Raw genomic sequence first — 20,533 nt, 5'->3', positions numbered from 1 at the left:
CCTCACCAACACCCAAACCGGCGTCTACACCGGCGTCATGTACAACGACTACGCCAGCCAGCTTCACCTCCTTCCCGAAGGCTACGAGGGCTATATCGGCAACGGCAGTGCCTCCAGTGTGATTTCGGGGCGTATCTCCTACACTCTCGGACTCCAAGGCCCAGCAGTCACGGTGGATACAGCGTGCTCGTCATCACTGGTCGCCCTCCATCTAGCCGCGCAGGCACTCCGCAACAGCGAATGCGACCTCGCCCTCGCCGGCGGCGTCACCGTCATGTCCACCCCCGGCCTCTTCATCGAATTCAGCCGACAACGCGGCCTCGCCCACGACGGACGATGCAAACCCTTCTCCGCCACCGCCGACGGCACCATCGGCGCCGAAGGCGCCGGACTCCTCCTCCTAGAACGCCTATCAGACGCAAAAAAGAACAACCGCCGGATCCTCGCCATCATCAAAGGCTCAGCCATCAACCAGGACGGCGCCAGCAACGGACTCACCGCCCCCAACGGACCCTCCCAAGAACGCGTCATCCGACAAGCCCTCACCAACGCCGGCGTCACCCCCGACCAGATCGACGCCGTCGAAGCCCACGGCACCGGCACCTCCCTGGGCGACCCCATCGAAGCCAACGCCCTGCTCGCCACCTACGGCCAAAACAGAGCCGAAGACCGACCGCTGTACCTCGGCTCCATCAAATCCAACATCGGCCACACCCAAGCCGCCGCCGGCATCGCCGGCGTCATCAAAATGGTCCAAGCCATCCAACACGGCCACCTACCCAAAACCCTCCACGCCGAGGACGGCAACCCTGAAATCGACTGGGACACCGGCGCCGTCACCCTCCTCACCCAAGCCCGCCCCTGGCCCGAGACGAACCGTCCCCGCCGCGCCGCAGTGTCCTCCTTCGGAATCAGCGGCACCAACGCCCACCTCATCCTCGAACAACCCGAACCCACGCCCTCGAGGGCCCACGAACCCACCCCCACCACTCACACCGACCTCATCGCCTGGCCGCTCTCAGCCAAGACCCACCGTGCACTCCGCGAACAAGCCCGCCGTCTGGCCACCCACATCGAACACCACCCCGACCTGGACCCGATCGGCATCGCTCACACCCTCACCACCAGCCGCGCCACCTTCCAACACCGCGCCGTCATCACCGGCAACACGATCACCGACCTCACCACCGCCCTACATGCCCTAGCCGACAACCAACCCCACCCCCGCTTGACCGTCACGCCACCGGACCCGGCACCGCCGGGAAAACTCGCCTTCTGCTTCACCGGCCAAGGCGCCCAATGGCCCCGCATGGGACACGACCTCTACCAAACCCACCCCACCTACAAAACCGCCCTCGACGAAACCATCACCCACCTCAACAAACACCTCCCCCACGATCTCAACGCGATCGTCTTCGCCGAACCGGACACATCCCAAGCGCATCTGCTACACACCACGCTCTACACCCAACCCGCCACCTTCGCCATCCAAGTCGCCCTCCACCGGCTGCTCACCCACCACGGCATCACCCCCCACTACCTCACCGGCCACTCCATCGGCGAAATCACCGCCGCCCACCTCGCCGGCGTCCTCACCCTCCCCGACGCCGCAACCCTCATCACCACCCGCGCAAAGCTGCTCAACAGCCTGCCCGCCACCGGCGCGATGCACGCCACCAACACACCCCACCAGGACCTCGTCGACCTGATCAAAACCGAACTGCACATCGACCTCACCGACCACCCCGACGCCGCCATCGCCGCCATCAACAGCCCCACCTCCACCACCATCACCGGCGACACAACCGTCCTCAACACCATCAGCACCCTACTGAAACAACACGGCTACAAAACCACCCGACTCAACGTCTCCCACGCCTTCCACTCCGCCCACACCAATCAAATCCTCCAACAATTCCACAACGTCGCTGAAACCCTCACCTACCAGCCGCCCACCATCCCCATCATCTCCACCCAAACCGGGGAACCCGCCACCGTCGCCCAACTCACCGACCCCACCTACTGGACCAACCAAATCCGCAACCCCACCCACTGGGCCCAAACCATCACCCACCTCGAAACCAACAACACCACCACCTACCTCGAAATCGGACCACACCCCACCCTCACCCCACCCACCGAACAAACACTCACCCAACCCAACACCCACACCATCACCACCCTCCACAAACACAAAAACAACAATCAAGAAATCCTTAACACAGTCGCCCAACTCCACATACAACAACACACCACCCACTGGCCCACCCTCACTCCCACAAACACCCCCACCACGCCGCTGCCCACCTACCCCTTCCAACGAAACACCTACTGGGTTCGCCAATCAGAGCAGACCGCCCGTACGGAAAGCCGCCCGAAAGACGACACGACCACGCATTCCCTTCTCGGGACCGAGGTGGAGCTCGCCGAACCACGGAGCCGGTGGTTCAAAACGACGATCACGGTCGACTCCCTCGGTTTCCTGCGTGAGCATCGGCTGCTCGGCACACCGGTCCTCCCCGCTGCGGCGATGCTCGACTGGGCATTGGCCGGCGCGGCGAAGGCGGCCGGTACGGATGCCCGGTCCTGGTCACTGAAAAACGTCGCCTTCCACGCGTTCATGCATTTCGCCGACGACCGACCGCTCCAAGCGCAGACGGCCGTCGATTCCTCCGGCGACGCTTTCGGCGTGCGCTGTTTCGCCCGTGTCGAAGGGCAACGGCGCGACCGGTGGACCGAACACGTCACCGTCGAGTCCGCAACGACGATTCCCGATTCGTCTCACCGCGATCCGGTGGCGGCCTTCGAACCGGCCGGCGTCGAGACGCGCATGACGACCGAGGCGGCCGACCGGCTGTACGAACGTTTCCTGGCCGCCGGTGTGGAACACGGCCCCGCCTTCCGCGGGCTCCGGCGGCTGTGGCGGGACGGCGACACGGCGATCGGCCTCATCGAAAGCGATGCCGCGCCGGCGGATCACGGAACGTCCATGCTCGACCCGCGGGTCTTCGACGCGTGCCTGCACATCGGCGCGGCCTTCGCCGACGACGACGGTTCGCTCTGGCTTCCCGCGGCCGTCGACCGGCTCCTTGTCCACGCCGCGCTGCCGGCCCGGGTCTGGTGCCGGGCCCGCTGGCTCGGCCACCAGGACTCCGGCGACCGCGCGATGAACATGGAGATCTTCGCCGACGACGGTGAGCCGCTCGCCGTCGTGGAAGGCCTCCGGCTCCGCGCGGTCCCGTCCGCGGCGCTCGCCGAGGTGACCGGGGCGCGACCGCGCCGCTACGAGGTCACCTGGCAGCCCTTCCTCGCCCACGAGACGTCCGAGAACGGCGCCCGGATGTCGGGCACCTGGCTGGTCTACGGACCTGATCACCGTCAGGTCGAGGAGTGGCACGCCCAGCTCACCGAGGTGGGGGCGACCGTGATCGCCCTGCTCGACGACTCCAGCCCGGCCGCCGGCACCTCCGCGAACGGCTCTTCCGGAAACGCCGCGACGCCGATCCGGTTGGGCGGCGGAGATACGGAGGTCGAGCAGGTGTTCCGCGACCTGCGAGACGCGGGAACCGAGGTCACCGGCCTGGTCCTGGGCGGAGGAGCGGACCCGGCGACGGCGAACGGCCCGCATGCCGGGCCGGACGGCGGGCCGCACGACGGTGCCTCCGTGGACGATTGCTGCCCCGGCGAGGCGTACCGGTTGGCACGTCGAGGGTTCTCGGTGCTCAAACACTTCCTCCGCGCCTACGCGGACGAACTGCCGCAGATCATCATCTGCTCATCGGCCGCGAGCGCGCGGCGCGGCCAGGACGGCCCGCCGGATCCCGCCCAGGCCGTCTGGACCGCCGCCGCCAAGGCGATCGTCGCGGAGTACCCGGACCTCAAGTGCGTCCAGGTCGACGGGGAGCGCGCCGCGCCGATGCCCGCCCTGCGGACCGTACTGGGCAGAGCCGCGGCGCTTCCCGGCTCGGGACACCTCGCCGTCCGAGGTGATCGCTGGTTCGAGGCCCGGCTCCGCGAGGCCGGGTACGCGGCGGGCGAGCGGCCGGCGCTGAAGGTCCGTACCGACGCCACGTACCTCATCACCGGCGGGCTGGGCGGCCTCGGGCTCGCGGTCGCCGGGCGGCTGGCGGACGAGGGAGCGTGCTCGCTCGTCCTGGCCGGGCGCTCGCTCCCCGACGAGGAGCCGGTTCCCGTCGCGGCACTGCGGGCCAGAGGCGTACGAGTCGAGCTGCGGCGGGCCGATCTCGCCGACGCGATGAGCGTGGCCGAACTGCTGGACTTCGTACGCCGGGACATGCCGCCGCTCCGGGGCGTCGTGCACGCCGCCGGCGTTACGGCCGACGCCCTGCTGGCGGACCTCGAGCCGAAACGGCTGGAGCAGGTGATGGACCCCAAGGTCCGGGGGGCGTGGAACCTGGACCGGCACACCCGCGACGACGATCTCGACTTCTTCGTGCTGTTCTCGTCGGTGGCTTCGCTCATCGGCTCGGCCGGGCAGTCCGGCTACGTCGTGGCGAACGCCTTCATGGACGCGCTCGCCGCCGCCCGCCGCCATGAGGGCCGGCCCGCCGTCAGCGTGAGCTGGGGACCGTGGGCGGAGACCGGCATGGTGGCGCAGCGGGGCCTGGCCGACCGGCTCGAGTCGAAGGGCATGAGCGCGCTGCCCACCGAGCGGGCGCTGCGCGCGCTGACCGACCTTCCGGCGGAGACCGCCGCGCACGTGGGCCTCGCCGCCGTCGACTGGCGCCGCTACACCGCCGCCACGCAGGGCGCGCAGCCCTACACCCTGCTCGCCGACCTGGTTCCCACGGATCTGGCCGAGCCCGAACCGCCGGACCCGGGCCGCGTCGAGGAGCTGATGTCGCTGGCGCTGACGGATCACGACGCCGCGCGTGACGCCGTTCTGGCCGAGTTGCTGGACCGCGTGGCGGCCCTCCTCGGCATGAACGTGACCGAGCGCGACCAGCTGGACGCCGGATTCGCTCAGACCCGCCTGAACGTCCTCGGGCTCGACTCGCTGACGACCGTTCGGCTCCGCCGGCGCCTCCGCACGGACTTCGGGGCCGACATTCCCGCGGAGCTCCTGCTGGGCGGCGGAACGGCACTGGACGTCGCGGAGAGCATCTGCCGCCAGCTCGCCGTCCGCAACGTCCTGACCACCGGCGAGGAGGAGGCGGACGACCCCGCTGACATCGAAGTCCTGACGCTGTGACTCCTCCCGGCCCCGCGGGCGGCGCCGCCATCTGAAGGAGAGATAGGAAATGGACGAACCTCATTCCCGTACGGTCTCGTCGCTGCTGGCCGACCTGGCGCGCGCGGACGTGAGACTCAAGCTGGTCGGTGACGACCGGATCGAGGTCATCGCGCCTCGCGGGCGGCTGTCCACCGAGCTGCGCGCCGGCCTCGCCCGGCACAAGGCGGAGCTGGTCGGCTGGCTGGCCCAGACACGCGCCGACGCAGACGGCGAGGCGGAGCTGCCCACGATCACTCCGGACGGCGAGCGCCTGTACGAGCCGTTCACCCCGCCCGACCTGCAGCTGTCGTTCCTCATGGGCGGACGGGAAGGGTTCGAGTACCACGTACGCCCGCACCAGTACATGGAGTTCGACCTCGACGAGCTCGAACCGGCGCGCTACGAGGAGGCGCTCAACAAGGCGATCCGGCGCCAGCGCCGCAGCATCGTGGTCGTCCGGGACGACATGCGGGTGCAGACGGTACGCGACCTCGCGCCGGTGAAGGTGACGGTCTCGGACCTGAGAGGACTGCCGGAGGCCGAGGCCGAGGCCCAGATGCGGCGAACGCGCGCGCGTCTGCAGCGCGAGGAGCCACCGCACGACCGCTGGCCCTGGCTGCATCCCCACATCAGCCTGTACGGCGAGGGCCGGGCCCGCCTCCACTGGAACAACAACAACGTGTTCACGGACGCGCCGAGCGGGACACGCCTCATCAACGAGGCGATGCACCTGTACCACCATCCGGACGACGCCCTGCCCGAGCTCGAACTGAGCTTCCGCGACCAGGTGCTGGCCCTCGCGGAGCTGGAGACGTCACCGCTGGGCCGGGCGGCGGAGAAGTACTGGTGCGACCGGATGGCCGACTGGCCGGACGCCCCGGACCTGCCGCTCGTTCCGGGGACCGCCCACCGGGGCAGGTCGAGGATGTACCGGCGTGAACTGTTCCTGGAACCGGAGCTGTGGCGGGGGTTCAAGGAGCGGGCGGAGGCGCGCGGGCTGACCCTCACCAACGCGCTGCTCGCCGCCCACGCGGAGATCCTCTCCTACTGGAGCGGGTCCCGGCACTTCCTGCTCAACAACATGGTCACGCACCGGTTGCCGCTGCATCCGCAGAGCGGCGAGATCCTCGGCCAGTTCGCCTCGCTGTATCCGCTGGAGGTCGACTGGCGGCACGACGAACCGTTCACCGACCGGGCGCGGCGGTTGCAGGCACAGGTCATGGCGGACGTGGCCCAGTCCTACTGGAGCGGCGCGAACGTGCTGCAACAGCTCAACCGGGTGCGCCGGACGCCGGGCCGGGCCATCTGCCCGTTCGCGGTCGGCAGCGCGCTCTTCGTCGGTCCCACCGTGCGGCCCTTCCACTCCATGCTGGAGACGCCGCAGACTCTGCTGGACACCGAGTTCTGGGAGCTGCGGGACGGGCGCCTCTGGGTGATCTGGGACGTCATCGAGGCGGCGTTCCCCACCGGCCTGATCGACGCGATGTCCGCCGGTTACCGGGCGTCCGTGGCCAGGCTGGCCGAGAACGACCGGGCGTGGGGCGAGCACGCCTTCGAGCTGCTCCCCGCCGACCAGCGCGACCAGCGGGTTCGTCTCAACGCCTCCTCCCCGGCCGCCGCGCCCGCTCTGCTGCACGAGGCGCTGCCCCGGCAGGCGTCCGAACGCCCGGACGCGCCGGCGGTGGTCGACGCGGACGGCACGGTCACCTTCGCCGAGCTGAACGACCTGGCCCGCGGGCTGGCCGGACGGCTCCAGGCGGCCGGCGTACGGCCCGGCGATCTGACCGCCGTCGTGCTGCCCAAGGGACGCGCCCAGGTGATCGCGGTACTCGCGGCGCTCACCGCCGGTGCCGCGTACGTCCCCATCGATCCCGCCTGGCCGGAGGAACGGATCGAGTACCTGCTCATGGACACGGCCGCCGGCGCGGTCGTCTCCGACGCGGCGTCGCACGGACGGCTGGCGGCGCTCACGCGGGCGCCCGTGCTGACCGTGGCCGGCGGCGAGGAGGGCGAGGAAGCGGAGACATCCGCCGGCTCCGTGGCTCCGGTCGTGCGGAAACCCGACGAACTCGCCTACGTCATCTACACCTCGGGTTCCACGGGCCGTCCCAAGGGCGCGATGCTCGACCACCGCGGCCCGCTCAACACCGTCACCGACATCAACACGCGGCTCGGGATCTCTTCGGGCGACGTCGTGTTCGGTGTCTCGTCCCTGTGTTTCGACCTCTCGGTCTATGACATCTTCGGCTCCCTGTCGGCGGGTGCGACCCTGCTGCTGCCTCCGGCGTCACGGACCGACCCCGCGTCCTGGATCGAGCTCATCCGGTCCCACGGCGTGACCGTCTGGAACTCCGTTCCCGCGCTCATGCAACTCCTGGTGGAGGAGGCCGCGGCGACCGGCGCCCGGCTTCCTTCGCTGCGCACGGTCCTGCTGAGCGGCGACTGGATCCCCGTGGACCTGCCGGGCCGGATCCGGGCGGTGGCGCCGAACGCCACCGTGGTCAGCCTCGGGGGCGCGACCGAGGCGTCCATCTGGTCCATCCACTTCCCGATCGACCGCGTCGATCCGGAGTGGCCGAGCATCCCGTACGGCCGGCCGCTGGCGGGCCAGACGTGGTACGTGCTCGACGACCTGGGCAGGGACGCGCCCACCTGGACCGCAGGTCACCTGCACATCGGAGGCGTCGGCGTGGCGATGGGGTACCTCGGTGACCCGGAGAAGACGCGGGCGGCGTTCGTCACCCATCCCCGGACGGGTGAGCGGCTCTACCGCACGGGAGATCTGGGCCGGTATCTGCCGAGCGGCGACATCGAGTTCCTCGGGCGCGCGGACTTCCAGGTCAAGATCCAGGGCTTCCGCGTCGAGCCGGGAGAGATCGAACACGCGCTCCTGGACGACACGCGGGTCGGGAAGGCGGCCGTGGTGGCACGGTCGTCCGGTTCCGGCAAGCAGCTCGCCGCGTACGTCGTGGGCACGCCGGACGGCGAGCCGATCGAGCCGGACGCGCTGCGCGGCACCCTCGCGGAACGGCTGCCCGGCTACATGGTCCCGGACCGCGTCACCGTGCTCGACGCTCTCCCGCTCACCGCGAACGGCAAGCTCGATCGGCGCGCCCTGGAGGCCATGAGCCGGCCCGAGATCGAGGCCGAGCGCACGTACACGGCGCCGCGCAGCACCACGGAAGCCGTTCTGGTGGAGATCTGGGAGTCCCTGTTGTCCACGGGACGGCCCATCGGCGTACACGACGACTTCTTCGATCTGGGCGGGCAGTCGTTCGCGGCGCTGCGCGTGATCGCGCAGGTGTCCGAGCGTCTCGGCCGCCGGATGCCGCTCAGCGCGATGCTCGAACACGGCACCGTGGCCGGGCTGGCCGAGTACCTGGAGACCGCCGAACGCGTGTGGTCGCCCCTGGTCCGGCTGAACACCCGCAAGGACGGGGAACCCTGGTCACTGGTGCATCCCGCGGGCGGCGGCGTGTTGTGCTACCAGCCGCTCGCGGAGCTGCTCCGGCGGCCGGCCAACGGGTTTCAGGCGCCCGGGCCCGCCGACGGGCTGGCTCCCCTGGAGAAGGTCGAGGACCTGGCCGATCTCTACGTCCGTGCCCTGCTGGAGGACCGTCCGCGGGGACCGTACCGGCTCGGCGGATGGTCCTCCGGAGCGGTGATCGCCTTCGAGATGGCCCACCGGCTGGAAGTCCTCGGCGAGACCGTCGACCGGGTGGTGGTGATCGACGCGCCCGCGCCCCTCGCGACCCGTGAGGTCGACGAACACCGGCTGCTGCTGTGGTTCCTGGAGGACCTCGGCATCGGGTTCGATCCGAGCCGCGTCCCGCCGGGCGTCCCGGAGACCGGATCGACCGGAGAGGAGACGCTGGCGCGGCTGCTGGCTCTGGCCGCCGAGCAGGGAGTGAGCGCTCCCGACGTGGACATCGCCGACCTGGCCGCCACACTCGCGGTGTTCCAGGGCGTCGTCCGCGCCTGCAACTCCTACCACGCACCGGCCATCGCCGCCGACGTCACCGTGCTGCGCGCGGGCGACGGCACCGTCAGCGAGTTCGCCGATCACCCGTACTCCGCGTCGCCCGACTGGGGATGGGCGCGGCTGACCCACGGCGCGGTGGACACCGCCTCGATTCCCGGAACCCATCACACCCTGCTCAGCGACCCGCGAGCGGCGTCGGCCGTCGCCGCCGCGTTCAACCAGCGATGACGCGCGTTCCGCCGGGCGACCGGCCGACGGCGAGCGGATGGAAGGAAGGCCTCATGGCGCAGGACCTGCTCAGCGAACTTCACCGGCGCGGCATCAGGCTGCGCATGACCGACGGGCGCCTGGACGTGCTCGCGCCCGCCGGGGCCCTGACCGCGGAACTGCGGGAAAGGTTGCGACTGAACCGGGAGGAACTGATCGACCTGTTGCGGCGCAGCGGGCCCGAGGAGGAGGTTCCCGCGATCGTCCCGCAGCCCGGTGAGCGGTACGAACCGTTTCCCCTGACCGACATCCAGCACGCGTACTGGGTCGGGCGCGGCTCGGCCGTGGAGCTCGGCGGCGTCTCCACGCACCTGTACTTCGAGCTGTCCGGCGGCGGCCTCGACCTCCGGCGGCTGAACGAGAGCCTGAACAAGGTGATCGAACGCCATGACATGCTCCGCGCGGTCGTCCAGCCCGACGGCCGGCAGCGCGTCCTCCGTACGGTGCCGCCGTACGAGATCAGCGTCACCGACATGGCGTCACTGCCGCCGGACGAACAGGCGGAGGCGACCTGTCGGATCCGCGCCGAGATGGACCACCAGTCGCTGTCCACCGACGCATGGCCGCTGTTCGACATCCGCGCGGCGCGGATCGGCGACGGCGGGCTACACCTGTTCTTCAGCTTCGACATCATGATCCTCGACGGGCTCAGCCTCTACCTGTTCTTTGAGGACTGGCGGCGGTTCTACGAGGACCCGGACTGGGCGCCCCGGCCGCTCGAGCTTTCCTACCGCGACTTCGTGCTGAGCGAGGAGCGGGCACGGGAAACCGCCCGGTACAAGCGAGCCGAGGAGTACTGGCACGACCGCCTCGACTCGCTCCCGCCCGCACCGGCACTGCCGCTGGCGGTCCAGCCCTCCCAGCTCCAGCGCACGGAGTTCACCCGCCGTCAGGCCCGGCTCCCACGGGAGCGGTGGGCGGCGGTCAAGCGCTCCGCGGGGCGACATGGCGTCACGCCTTCGGCCGTGCTGATGACCGCCTTCGCGGAGGTGCTGCGGCGGTGGTCCGCGCAACCGGACTTCACCCTCAACCTGACGCTGTTCAACCGGCCGCAGGCGCACCCGGAGATCGACCGGGTCATCGGCGACTTCACCACGCTGACGATGCTCGAGGTGCGGGCGGACGCCGAGGCGTCCTTCGCCGAGCGCGCACAGCGGGTCCAGCGACAGCTCATGCGCGACATGGAGCACCTGGCCTACAGCGGAGTGCGGGTCCAGCGGGAGCGCAGCCGGCGTCTGGGCAGCGGGCCGAACGCCGCGATGCCCATCGTCTTCACCAGCGCCCTGGTCCTCGGCGCGCCCGAGCAGGATCCCTCGGACGGGATCAGGTTCTTCGGCGAACAGGTCTACGGGCTCACCCAGACGCCCCAGGTGTGGCTCGACCACCAGGTGGCGGAGGAACAGGGAGAGCTCGCCTACAACTGGGACGTCGTGGAGGCGCTCTTCCCGGCCGGGCTGCTGGACGACATGTTCGCCGTCTACGGGAGTGTCCTGGACCGGCTGGCGGAGGACGAGGACGCCTGGGACCGGGCCGACTCCCTCGCCGTGCTGCCGGCCTGGCAGGCGGAGGAACGCGACCGCGCCAACGACACCGGCGTCCCGGCCGCCCTCGCCGGACCGGGTGACACTCTGTGCGGGCTCGTCGAGGCGCAGGCCGCGCGTACTCCGGACGCGACCGCGGTGATCAGCGCCGACGGCGAGCGCTCGTACCGGGAGATCGTGGCGTACGGGCGGCGGATGGCCCGCCGGCTGAAAGAGCTCGAAGCGACCCCGGGCTCGCTCGTCGGCGTGATCATGGACAAGGGATGGGAGCAGGTCGCGGGCGTACTCGGGGTGACCCTCTCCGGCGCCGCATATCTGCCGATCGACCCGCAGTGGCCGGAGGCGAGGCGGTCGGACCTGCTGGACCAGGCCGGCGCGGGGACGGTGATCACCACCCCGCGGCTCCGGGACCGGCTGTCATGGCCGCCGGACGTCCGCGTGGTCACCTTCGCCGATCCGGAGGTGGTCGCGGCCGGCTCCGATCCGCTCCCGGGCTCCCCCGCGGCCGGGGACCTGGCGTACGTGATCTTCACGTCGGGTTCCACGGGCCGGCCGAAGGGCGTCATGATCGACCACCGGGGCGCCACCAACACGATCAACGACATGAACCGCCGCTTCCGGGTGGGGCCCGCCGACCGGGTCCTGGCGCTCTCGGCGCTCAGCTTCGACCTGTCGGTCTATGACATCTTCGGCGTGCTGGCGGCGGGTGGGACCGTGGTGATGCCGTCCCCCGACCGGCACCACGATCCCGCGCACTGGACCGAACTGGTGCGGCGGCACCGTGTCACCGTGTGGAACTCCGTACCCGCGCTGATGCAGGCGTGGACGGACGCACAGATGCATGGGACGGACGCCGGGTCGGTCTCGGCCCTGCGGCTGGTCCTGCTCAGTGGCGACTGGATCCCCGTGTCGCTTCCGGACTCGATCCGCGCGCTGCATCCCCGCGCGGAAGTGATCAGCCTGGGCGGTGCGACCGAGGCGTCGATCTGGTCGGTGTGCTACCCGATCGGCGAGGTTCCCCCCGAATGGTCCAGGATCCCATACGGCAAACCGCTGGGCGGTCAGACCCTGCACGTCTACGACCGCCGGTTCCGGCCGTGCCCGGTCTGGAGCACCGGGGAGATCTACATCGGCGGCGTCGGCGTGGCGCGCGGCTACTGGGCCGACCCGGACCGGACCGCCGAACGGTTCGTCATCCACCCGGAGACGGGAGAGCGGCTGTACCGCACCGGTGACCTCGGCCGTTACCTGCCGGGCGGCGACATCGAGTTCCTCGGCCGGGAGGACCAGCAGGTCAAGATCAACGGCTACCGGATCGAACTCGGCGAGATCAACTCCGCGCTCGAACGCCGGCCGGGCGTCGCCGAGTCCGTCGTGAGCGTGAAGACCGAACCCCGGACCGGGCGGCGGCACCTGGTGGCGTACGTCGTGCCCGCCGGGCCGGACGGTACGAGCGGCGCGACCACCCGGCAGGCGAGCGGCGCCTGGGAACCCGCGATCGCGTCCGGCGCGGCGGAGCTGGCCCGGGGCGCCGCCGAGCTCGACGAGGAACTGGCGCGGTACCGCGAAACCTGGCGGGCCGTCGAACGGCTGTGCCCGCCGCTCATGGCGCGGACGTTCGCCCGCCTCGGGTACTTCCGCTCGTCGGGCGACACCGCCACGGGGGCGGAGGTCGTGGAACGGTGCGGCCTCAAACCCGTCTACGGCGGGCTCCTCGGCCGATGGATGGCGGTTCTGGAGGCGGAGGGGTACCTGGTGGCGACCGGCCGCGCCGGAGAGTTCCGCTGTGCGCGCCCCTTCGACGCGGACGAGCTGGACGCGCGAATCGCCCGTGGGCTGGACGCCATCGACGCGCGGGGCGCCGCGAAGTCGCTCCTCGGCTACTTCGGCGACTGCGCCGGCAACCAGGTACGACTGCTGCGAGGCGAGATCAGTCCGCTCAGCCTGCTGCTGCCCGGCGGCGACTCGCGGGTGACCGACGCGCTCTACGCCCTCAACCCCGTCTCGCGCCTGCAGAACCGGATCGCGGCGAAGGTGGTGGGATCGTTCGCCCGGAGCACGCCGGCCGACCGCGGCGTACGCGTCCTGGAGGTGGGAGCCGGGACGGGCGCGACCACGGAGCACGTCCTGCCGGAGCTGCCGGCCGAACGGGCCCGCTACGCGTTCACCGACGTCTCACGCTATTTCACCCAGCGCGCCAGGACACGTTTCGGCGATGACGGCATCGTCGACTACCGAACCTTCGACATCGACCGGGCACCGGATGAGCAAGGGGTCACGCCGGGCACGTTCGACGTGGTCGTCGCCGCCAACGTCATGCACGACGCCGCCGACCTGGACCGAAGCCTGGAGCATCTGCGGTCGCTGCTGACGCCCGGCGGGCTGATCGTGCTCATCGAGGGCACGGCCAACTCCCTGCAGCAGCTCGTCACCGTCGCCTTCCTGGAAGGTCTGGCGAAGGGCCACGGCGAGCGTCAGGGTCCCCTGCTGTCGGTGCCGGAGTGGCGGGACCGCGTCACCGGCGCGGGCTTCGCGGTGTTCGGCTCGATCCCGGACGGGGCGGCGGTCACGGACGTCCATGTCCAGCACGTCCTGGTGGCGCAGGCCCCCGCCGGCGCGGTACGGCCGGACGCGACGGGGCTGCGCGGCGACCTCGAGGAACTGCTCCCCTCCTACATGGTGCCGCGGCACTACGTCTTCCTCGACCGGCTGCCGTTGAACGCGAACGGCAAGGTCGACTCGGCGGCGCTTCCCCTGCCCTGGGACGAGGCGGACACCTCCGGCCAGGTCGGCCCGCGCGACGAACTGGAGCGCACGCTCTTCGCGATCTGGCGGGACGCGCTGGAGCACGACGAGTTCGGCGTCGAGGACAGCTTCTTCGAGCTCGGCGGGGACTCCCTGCACGCCGTCAGCATCATCGACCGGATGCAGGACGAACTCGGCCTGGAGGCGACCGCCGAGGAAGGTCTGGAGATGTTGTTCGACAGCCCGACGATCGCCGAGCTCGCGGTCGCCGTGCGCGACCGGCTCGGCATGTCGTGAGCGGCCCGCTGGAGAGCCCGGAGCCGTGGGACGAAGTGATCATCGGCGCCGGAACGGCCGGCGCCGTGCTCGCCGGACGGCTCTCGGAGGATCCCGGACGGCGGGTGCTGGTGCTGGAGGCCGGGCCGGACCACGCCGCCGACGGGACCCCGCCGGGCGCATCGGGGATCCCCGTGCTGACGGGCCGGCACTGGGCGTACTCGGCCGACCTCGAGGCCGGGGGTCCCCAGTGCCCTTACCCGCTCGGCCGGACCGTCGGCGGCACATCCGCGGTGAACGGCGCGATCGCGCTCCGCGGGGCCCCGGCCGACTTCGGCCGGTGGGCCGCGGCGGGGAACCCCGAGTGGTCGTGGGAGAAGGTCCTGCCGCACTACGTGCGGCTGGAGGCCGACGCGGACTTCAAGGGCGAGGACCACGGCCTCGACGGGCCGGTGCCCATCCGTCGCGCGACCGCGCCGGAGCTGAGCCCGCTCGCGGACGCCTTTCTCCGCGCCTGCCGCGACCTGGGCATCGCGGAGCTGCCGGACCTCAACGGCGGCGGAGGATCCGGGGCCGGGCTCATCCCCCGCAACGAGCTGGGCGGGCGGCGCATGTCCTCGGAGCGGACGCACCTGGCCCTGGCGCGGGATCGTCCCGGCCTGACCGTCGCGGACCGGTGCTCGGCCGTACGCGTGCTGCTGGACGGCGCCCGCGTGACCGGAGTGGAGGTGGTCACGGGCGGCCGGCCGCGGCGGGTCCGCGCACGGCGCGTCACCCTGGCCGCCGGCGGCGTCGGCACGCCGCTGATCCTCCAGCGTTCGGGCATCGGCGACCCGCGGCGCCTGGCGGCGTCGGGGATCCGGCCGCTGATCGACCTGCCCGGCGTCGGGCGTGACCTGTGCGACCATCCCGCCGTGCCGATCCTGGCCACCCCCCGTCCCGGAGTCTGCCGGGCCGGGATGCCGTGGTACGAGGTGATGGCACGGGCGGCGAGCGCCGGAGGCGACGCCGACCTCGGGATCTTCCTCGCCGCGAGTGTCACCACCGCGGACGTGCCCCGGGTCGGTCCCATGCTCGGCGGGAGGATCGCCGCGATGGTGTCCACCGTGCTGCTCGCTCCACGCTCGCGCGGCCACGTCGCGGTCACCGGTCCCGAACCGGACTCCGCTCCCGAGGTCGTGCTGAGCCTGGGCACCGATCGGCATGACGTGGAACGCCTGATGGGCGGGGTCCGTACGGCCTGGTCGATCCTGCGGTCCGGGCCGATGAGCGAGCACCTGGGCAGGACCGTCATCTGGACCGACCGGATGGTCGGCGACGACGCCCTGCTCAGGCGGTCGCTACGGCGCTGGATCAGCCCGCTCTTCCACGCGTCGGGAACGGCCCGGATGGGCCACGACGACCTGGCGGTGGTGGACCAACGCTGCCGGGTCCACCAGGTCGACGGACTCGTGGTCTGCGACGCCTCGGTGATGCCCTCACCGGTCAGCGCGCCGCCGGCTCTGACCTGCGTCATGCTCGGCGAAAGGGTGGCCACGTGGATGCTGTGACCCGGACCAGGACACTGCCCGAGGCCGGCTCGTGGACGGTGCGATGGAACCACGTCCCCTCCCCGCGGCTGCGGTTGCTCTGCCTGCCGCACGCCGGGGGCGGCGCCGCCGTCTACCGTGCGTGGCCCCGCCATATGCCGCCCGACGTCGAGGTCGTCGCGATCCGGCTGCCCGGCCGGGAGTCCCGCTTCCGCGAGCCGGCGCTCACCCGGGTCGGGCACGTCGTCGGGGCGCTCGTCCAGGAGATCGCTCCGCTGCTGGACCGGCCACACGTGTGGTTCGGCCACAGCATGGGAGCGCTCCTGGCCTTCGAGGCCTGCCGTGAGCTGCGCCGCCGCGGTCTGGGCGAGCCCGCTCGGCTCATGGTGTCGGGGCGGCCCGCGCCCGACATCCCCTCACGGCGTCCGCCGATCCACGACGCTCCGCTGCCGGACCTCCTCACACGGCTCCGGGAGCTGGGCGGCACGCCCCCGGAGTTCCTGGAGGATCCCGACGTGATGTCCCCGCTCCTCCCGGCCCTGCGGGCGGACTTCGCCGTGGTGGAGACCTACCGGTACCGGCCCGGCCCACCGCTGGACTGCCCGATCTCGGTGTTCGGCGGCGCGGCGGACCTGGAGGCGACGCTCGACGAACTGCGGGCCTGGCGGACGCACACGTCCGTCCGCTGCATCGTGCGGACGTTCGAGGGCGGGCACTTCTACCTGCATGACACGCCACAGGAGGTCCTGCCCGAGATCGGCCGGGACCTGCCGGTGCCGTGGCCCGTGAACGAGGCGGGCGCGGTTCCGGCGAACGACGAACGGAGTGGGAGGAACCCGTGACGACGACAGAGCCGGACGTTCCACCGGTCGCTCCTCCGGCCGGTGGAGCCGCTCTCCCCGACCGGTTCCCGCTGACCGATCTGCAATCCGCGTACATGGTGGGCCGGAGCCGGGTCTTCGAGCTGGGCGGGCGGCAGAACTACTACCTGGAGTCGGAGATCGTCGGTCTCGATCCCGGGCGCGCCGAGGACGCCGTGAACAAAGTGGTCGAGCGGCACGAGCAACTGCGGACCGTCATGTCGAAGGACGGGTACCAGCGGGTGATGGGGGTGGAGGAGACCCCGCGGGTCCGGGTGCCCGTCATCGACCTGACCGATCTGGACCGCGACCGCCAGGAGGAGTCGATCCGCCAGATTCGCGAGCGCATGTGCGGCGCGGGGCTGGATCCGGCCGGGTGGCCGCTGTTCGAGGTGGTGGTGAGCCGCCTACGGCCGCACCGCGTACGCGTCCACCTCAGGATGAGCCTCATCCTGCTCGACGGATCCAGCATGCGAACGGTGATCAGCGACTGGCTGGAGTACTACAAGAATCCCGGCACCGAGCTGCCGCCCGTGCACGAGACCTTCCGGCAGTGGCGGCTGTCCCGGCTGGCGCGGGAGGACGACGAGGAGTTCCGCCGGCAACTGGCCTACTGGGAGGAGCGGCTCGACACGCTGCCGGAGGCACCACGGCTCCCGACCGCCCGGCAGGCGGCCGGGATCGACTCCGTCTGGTTCACCGGCCGCACGAGCCGGCTGACCGAACAGCAGTGGCGGCGGTTCTGCGCCAACTTCCGCAAGCACCGGGTGCTGCCGAGCACCGCCCTGCTGCACGTGTTCGCCGAGGCGCTCGGCGCGTGGGCGGAGACCCCGCACTTCTGCCTGAACTTCGTCCACCAGTACGACATCGCGTACCGCCCCGGCGTGCAACAGGTCGTGGGACAGCGCAGCGCGACCCTTCCCCTGGAGGTCGACCTGCGCCACGACGAGGACTTCTGGGCGCGGGCGCAGCGCCTGCAGCGCAGGCTCTGGCGCGACATGGCCAACAAGGACGTCACCGCCGTGCGGATCAGCCGCGAGCTGGCCAAGCGCAACGGCTGGACCCAGCGCGCGGCCTTCCCGTACGTGTTCACGAACAACCAGGGCCCCGGCTTCGACAGCATGCCGCCCGGGCGGCCCGCGTTCCGGCTCGTCCAACGCGTCCAGCACACCCCCCAGGTCCTGGTCGACAACCAGATCAGGGATGCCCTCGACGGAGGCATCTTCTCCAACATCGACTTCGTCGAGGAGGCGTTCCCGCCGGGACTGCCCGCCGCCGTGGTGGAGTCCTACCGGCGCATGCTCGAGACGCTGGCCGGGCCGGACGGAGCCGACACACGGCCGGACCCCGTGCCACCGGAGCACCGCGCCGTGGTCGCCGCCGCCAACGACACCACCGCCCCGGCCCCTCCCGGCCGGCTCGAGGACGGGTTCCTGCGCCAGGCCGCCGGCCGTCCCACCGCCGTCGCCGTCAGGTCCGCCCGGCGTTCGCTCACCTACCGGGAGCTGGAGCGCCTGTCCGCGGCGGTCGCCGACCGGCTCCACGCTCAGGGGATCGGCCGTGGCGACGTCGTGCCCGTCGTCATGACGAAGGGCTGGGAGCAGGTCGTCGCCGTCCTGGGCGTGCTGCGCGCCGGCGCGACGTACTGCCCGGTCGACGTCGATCTGCCGGCCGAGCGCATCCGTTTGCTCATCCAGGAGTGCTCGGCCACCGTCGTGCTGCGGCAGTCGCACCGAGTGCCCGATCTGGGCGCCGGCGACTCCCTCACCGGGCTGGACGTCGACGAACTCCAGGCCGGACCGGAGCCGCCGGAGGCCGACGGCGACGAGTGCGACCCGGCGTACATCATCTACACCTCCGGGTCGACCGGACGGCCCAAGGGCGTGGTGATCGAGCACCGCGCCGCGCTCAACACCATCGCGGACGTCAACCGGCGCATCGGCCTCGGCCCCGGCGACCGGGTGTTCGGGATCTCGTCGCTGAGCTTCGACCTGTCGGTCTGGGACGTGTTCGGGACGCTGGCGGCGGGTGGCACGCTCGTGCTCCCGGACGCGACCGCCCGCCCCGATCCGCTCGCATGGGCCGCCGCCGCCCGCGAACACGGCGTCACCGTGTGGAACTCGGTCCCCGCCCTGGCCGAGATGCTGGTGGAGGTCACCGAGCAGAGACCGGAGCTGGGCCTGCCGCCGCTGCGGGCGTTCCTCCTCAGCGGCGACTGGGTGCCGACGACACTGCCCCGCCGCATGCGCGCGCTCTGGCCCGCGACCCGCGTCATCGCCATGGGTGGCGCGACCGAGGCCGCGATCTGGTCGAACGTGTACGAGGTCGAGGACGTCGACCCGCGGTGGCAGAGCGTGCCGTACGGCAGGCCGCTGACCAATCAGACGATGAAGGTGCTCGACCACCGGCTGGACGTGCGTCCGCCGTGGGCCGTCGGGGAGATCTACATCGGCGGGATCGGCCTCGCCCGCGGGTACTGGCGGGACGAACAGCGAACGGCCGAACGGTTCGTGTATCACCCCGTGACGGGAGAACGCCTCTACCGCACAGGGGACCTGGGGCGGTACTGGCCGGACGGCACCATCGAGTTCCTCGGCCGCGAGGACCGCCAGGTCAAGATCCAGGGGTTCCGGGTGGAGCCGGGCGAGATCGAGGCCGCCTGCCGTACTCATCCGATGGTCCGCGAATGTGTCGTGTGCGTCGACCAGGCGGCCGGAGGTAAACGGCTCGTCGCCCTGGTGGTGGCCGAACCCGGCGAACGGCCCGGCCGGGACGCGGTGGCCGAGCACCTGGCGGCCCGGCTGCCGCGCTACATGGTGCCCGTCCTGATCGAGGTGGTCGAGGCGCTGCCGCTCACCCCCAACGGGAAGGTCGACCACGCGGCGGCGCTCGCCCTGGTCCGGTCGGCGGGCGAGCCCGCGGCGGACCTGCCGGAGGGCGACGGTGTCCCCGGCCCGGACGGTTCCGGCCCGGACCTGACCGAACGGCTCGGCCGGCTGTGCGCCGAGCTTCTCGAGGTGCCGTCGGTGAGCCCCGATGATGACTTCTTCGATCTCGGCGGGAACTCCCTGCTGGCGTTGCGACTGGTCAACCGCATCCGGGTGGAACTCGGTGTCGACATCCCGATGGGCCGCGTCTTCGAGGCGGCCACCGTACGCGGGCTCGCCGGCCTCGTGGCCGGCCACGGCCCCGACGTCTCCTGCATGGTGAACCTCGGCGACGGCGCGGGAGAGGAGTTGATCCTGTTCCACGTTCTGGGTGGCGCCGTGGCGCCGTACCGGCCGCTCGCCCAAGCCTGGGCCGGACCGGTGCGTGCCTTCCAGAGCCGGCCTCTCGTCGACGGCTCCGACGCCGCTTTCGCTCCCGACCTGGAGACGATGGCGGCCGGGTACCGCGAGGAACTGCTGCGGCACCGGCCCGAGGGGCCCTACCTCCTCGGCGGCGCCTCGATGGGCGGTTCCATCGCCTACGAGGTGGCCCGCCAACTGTCGGCGCGGGGCCACGAATGCCGGGTCGTCATGTTCGACACCGAGATCAGGGACATCCACCTCCCGCTCACCGACGCCGACCGCCACATCGGGTTCCTCCGTACGCTCAGGCTGGGGCCGCCTCCCGAGGACGCGGTGGCCGCGCTGCGGGCGGCCGCTCCGGGCACCCACACGAAGATCGCCCGGGACGCCGCGGTCGCCCACGGGCTGCTCCCCGGTGACGTCGACGAGGCCGGCTACGAGCACCTGAAGCGCGTCCAGGAGCACGAGCTGGCGCTGTTGGCGGCCTACCGTCCCGGACCGCTGGACCAGCGTGTGCTCCTCTTCGTCGCGGCCGATGAGCCCGAGCGGCCCGACACCCTGCCCGCGTGGCGATCCGTGTGCCCCGGAATCGAGTCCGAGCAGGCCTCCGGAGACCACTTCTCCATGATCGCGCCAGACCGGCTGCCCCGCCTCGCCGCGCGCATCGGCGCCTGGCTGGCGAGCGGCCGGCCATCCGCCGGCCGGCCGGCCTGACATCAGGGGAGGGGCTCCCGCCGGGAGCCCCTCCCCTGATGTGCCAAACCCCGTTCTCCACCCTCACGGGCCTCTCGGCGTGTACGGGGCTCCCAC

Annotated in this window: 6 protein-coding genes; all 6 read left to right on the top strand. The window is 71.3% G+C overall.

From position 1 onward, the window contains the following. Nucleotides 1-5,212, top strand: a 5,212-nt coding sequence (locus ABEA10_RS49060) for a type I polyketide synthase (RefSeq protein WP_345475592.1), incomplete at its 5' end; no start/stop codon positions are given. Nucleotides 5,213-5,261: 49 nt separating this feature from the next. Continuing rightward, a complete protein-coding gene (locus ABEA10_RS49055) occupies nt 5,262-9,443 on the top strand; it encodes an amino acid adenylation domain-containing protein (RefSeq protein ID WP_345475591.1) in 4,182 nt (1,393 codons plus the stop codon). A gap of 53 nt (nt 9,444-9,496) precedes the next feature. After that, nucleotides 9,497-14,065, top strand: a complete 4,569-nt coding sequence (locus tag ABEA10_RS49050) for a non-ribosomal peptide synthetase (protein ID WP_345475589.1) — start codon at nt 9,497-9,499, stop codon at nt 14,063-14,065. Next, nucleotides 14,062-15,594 carry a GMC family oxidoreductase gene (locus tag ABEA10_RS49045; protein WP_345475588.1) on the top strand — a complete coding sequence of 511 codons (1,533 nt, stop codon included), beginning with the start codon at nt 14,062-14,064 and terminating at the stop codon, nt 15,592-15,594. Before ABEA10_RS49050 ends, ABEA10_RS49045 begins: the two co-directional genes overlap by 4 nt. Next, nucleotides 15,582-16,415 (top strand): thioesterase II family protein, encoded by an 834-nt coding sequence (locus ABEA10_RS49040; protein WP_345475587.1) that lies wholly within the window; start codon nt 15,582-15,584, stop codon nt 16,413-16,415. The genes ABEA10_RS49045 and ABEA10_RS49040 overlap by 13 nt, the downstream gene beginning before the upstream one ends. Continuing rightward, on the top strand, nt 16,412-20,437 hold the full coding sequence (locus ABEA10_RS49035; protein ID WP_345475586.1) for a non-ribosomal peptide synthetase: 4,026 nt from the start codon (nt 16,412-16,414) through the stop codon (nt 20,435-20,437). The genes ABEA10_RS49040 and ABEA10_RS49035 overlap by 4 nt, the downstream gene beginning before the upstream one ends. Nucleotides 20,438-20,533 lie beyond the last annotated feature (96 nt).

The organism is Actinoallomurus oryzae (assembly GCF_039541955.1).
In the GTDB taxonomy this organism is placed as follows: Bacteria; Actinomycetota; Actinomycetes; order Streptosporangiales; family Streptosporangiaceae; genus Actinoallomurus; species Actinoallomurus oryzae.
The sequence above is the reverse complement of the archived record's forward strand: the minus strand, read 5'-3'. Positions and strand labels throughout refer to the sequence as shown.

Bases quoted from the DNA above. Each gene is read 5' to 3' on its own strand.
- ABEA10_RS49055 (WP_345475591.1), top strand. From the start codon at position 5,262: ATGGACGAACCTCATTCCCGTACGGTCTCGTCGCTGCTGGCCGACCTG.
- ABEA10_RS49050 (WP_345475589.1), top strand. From the start codon at position 9,497: ATGGCGCAGGACCTGCTCAGCGAACTTCACCGGCGCGGCATCAGGCTG.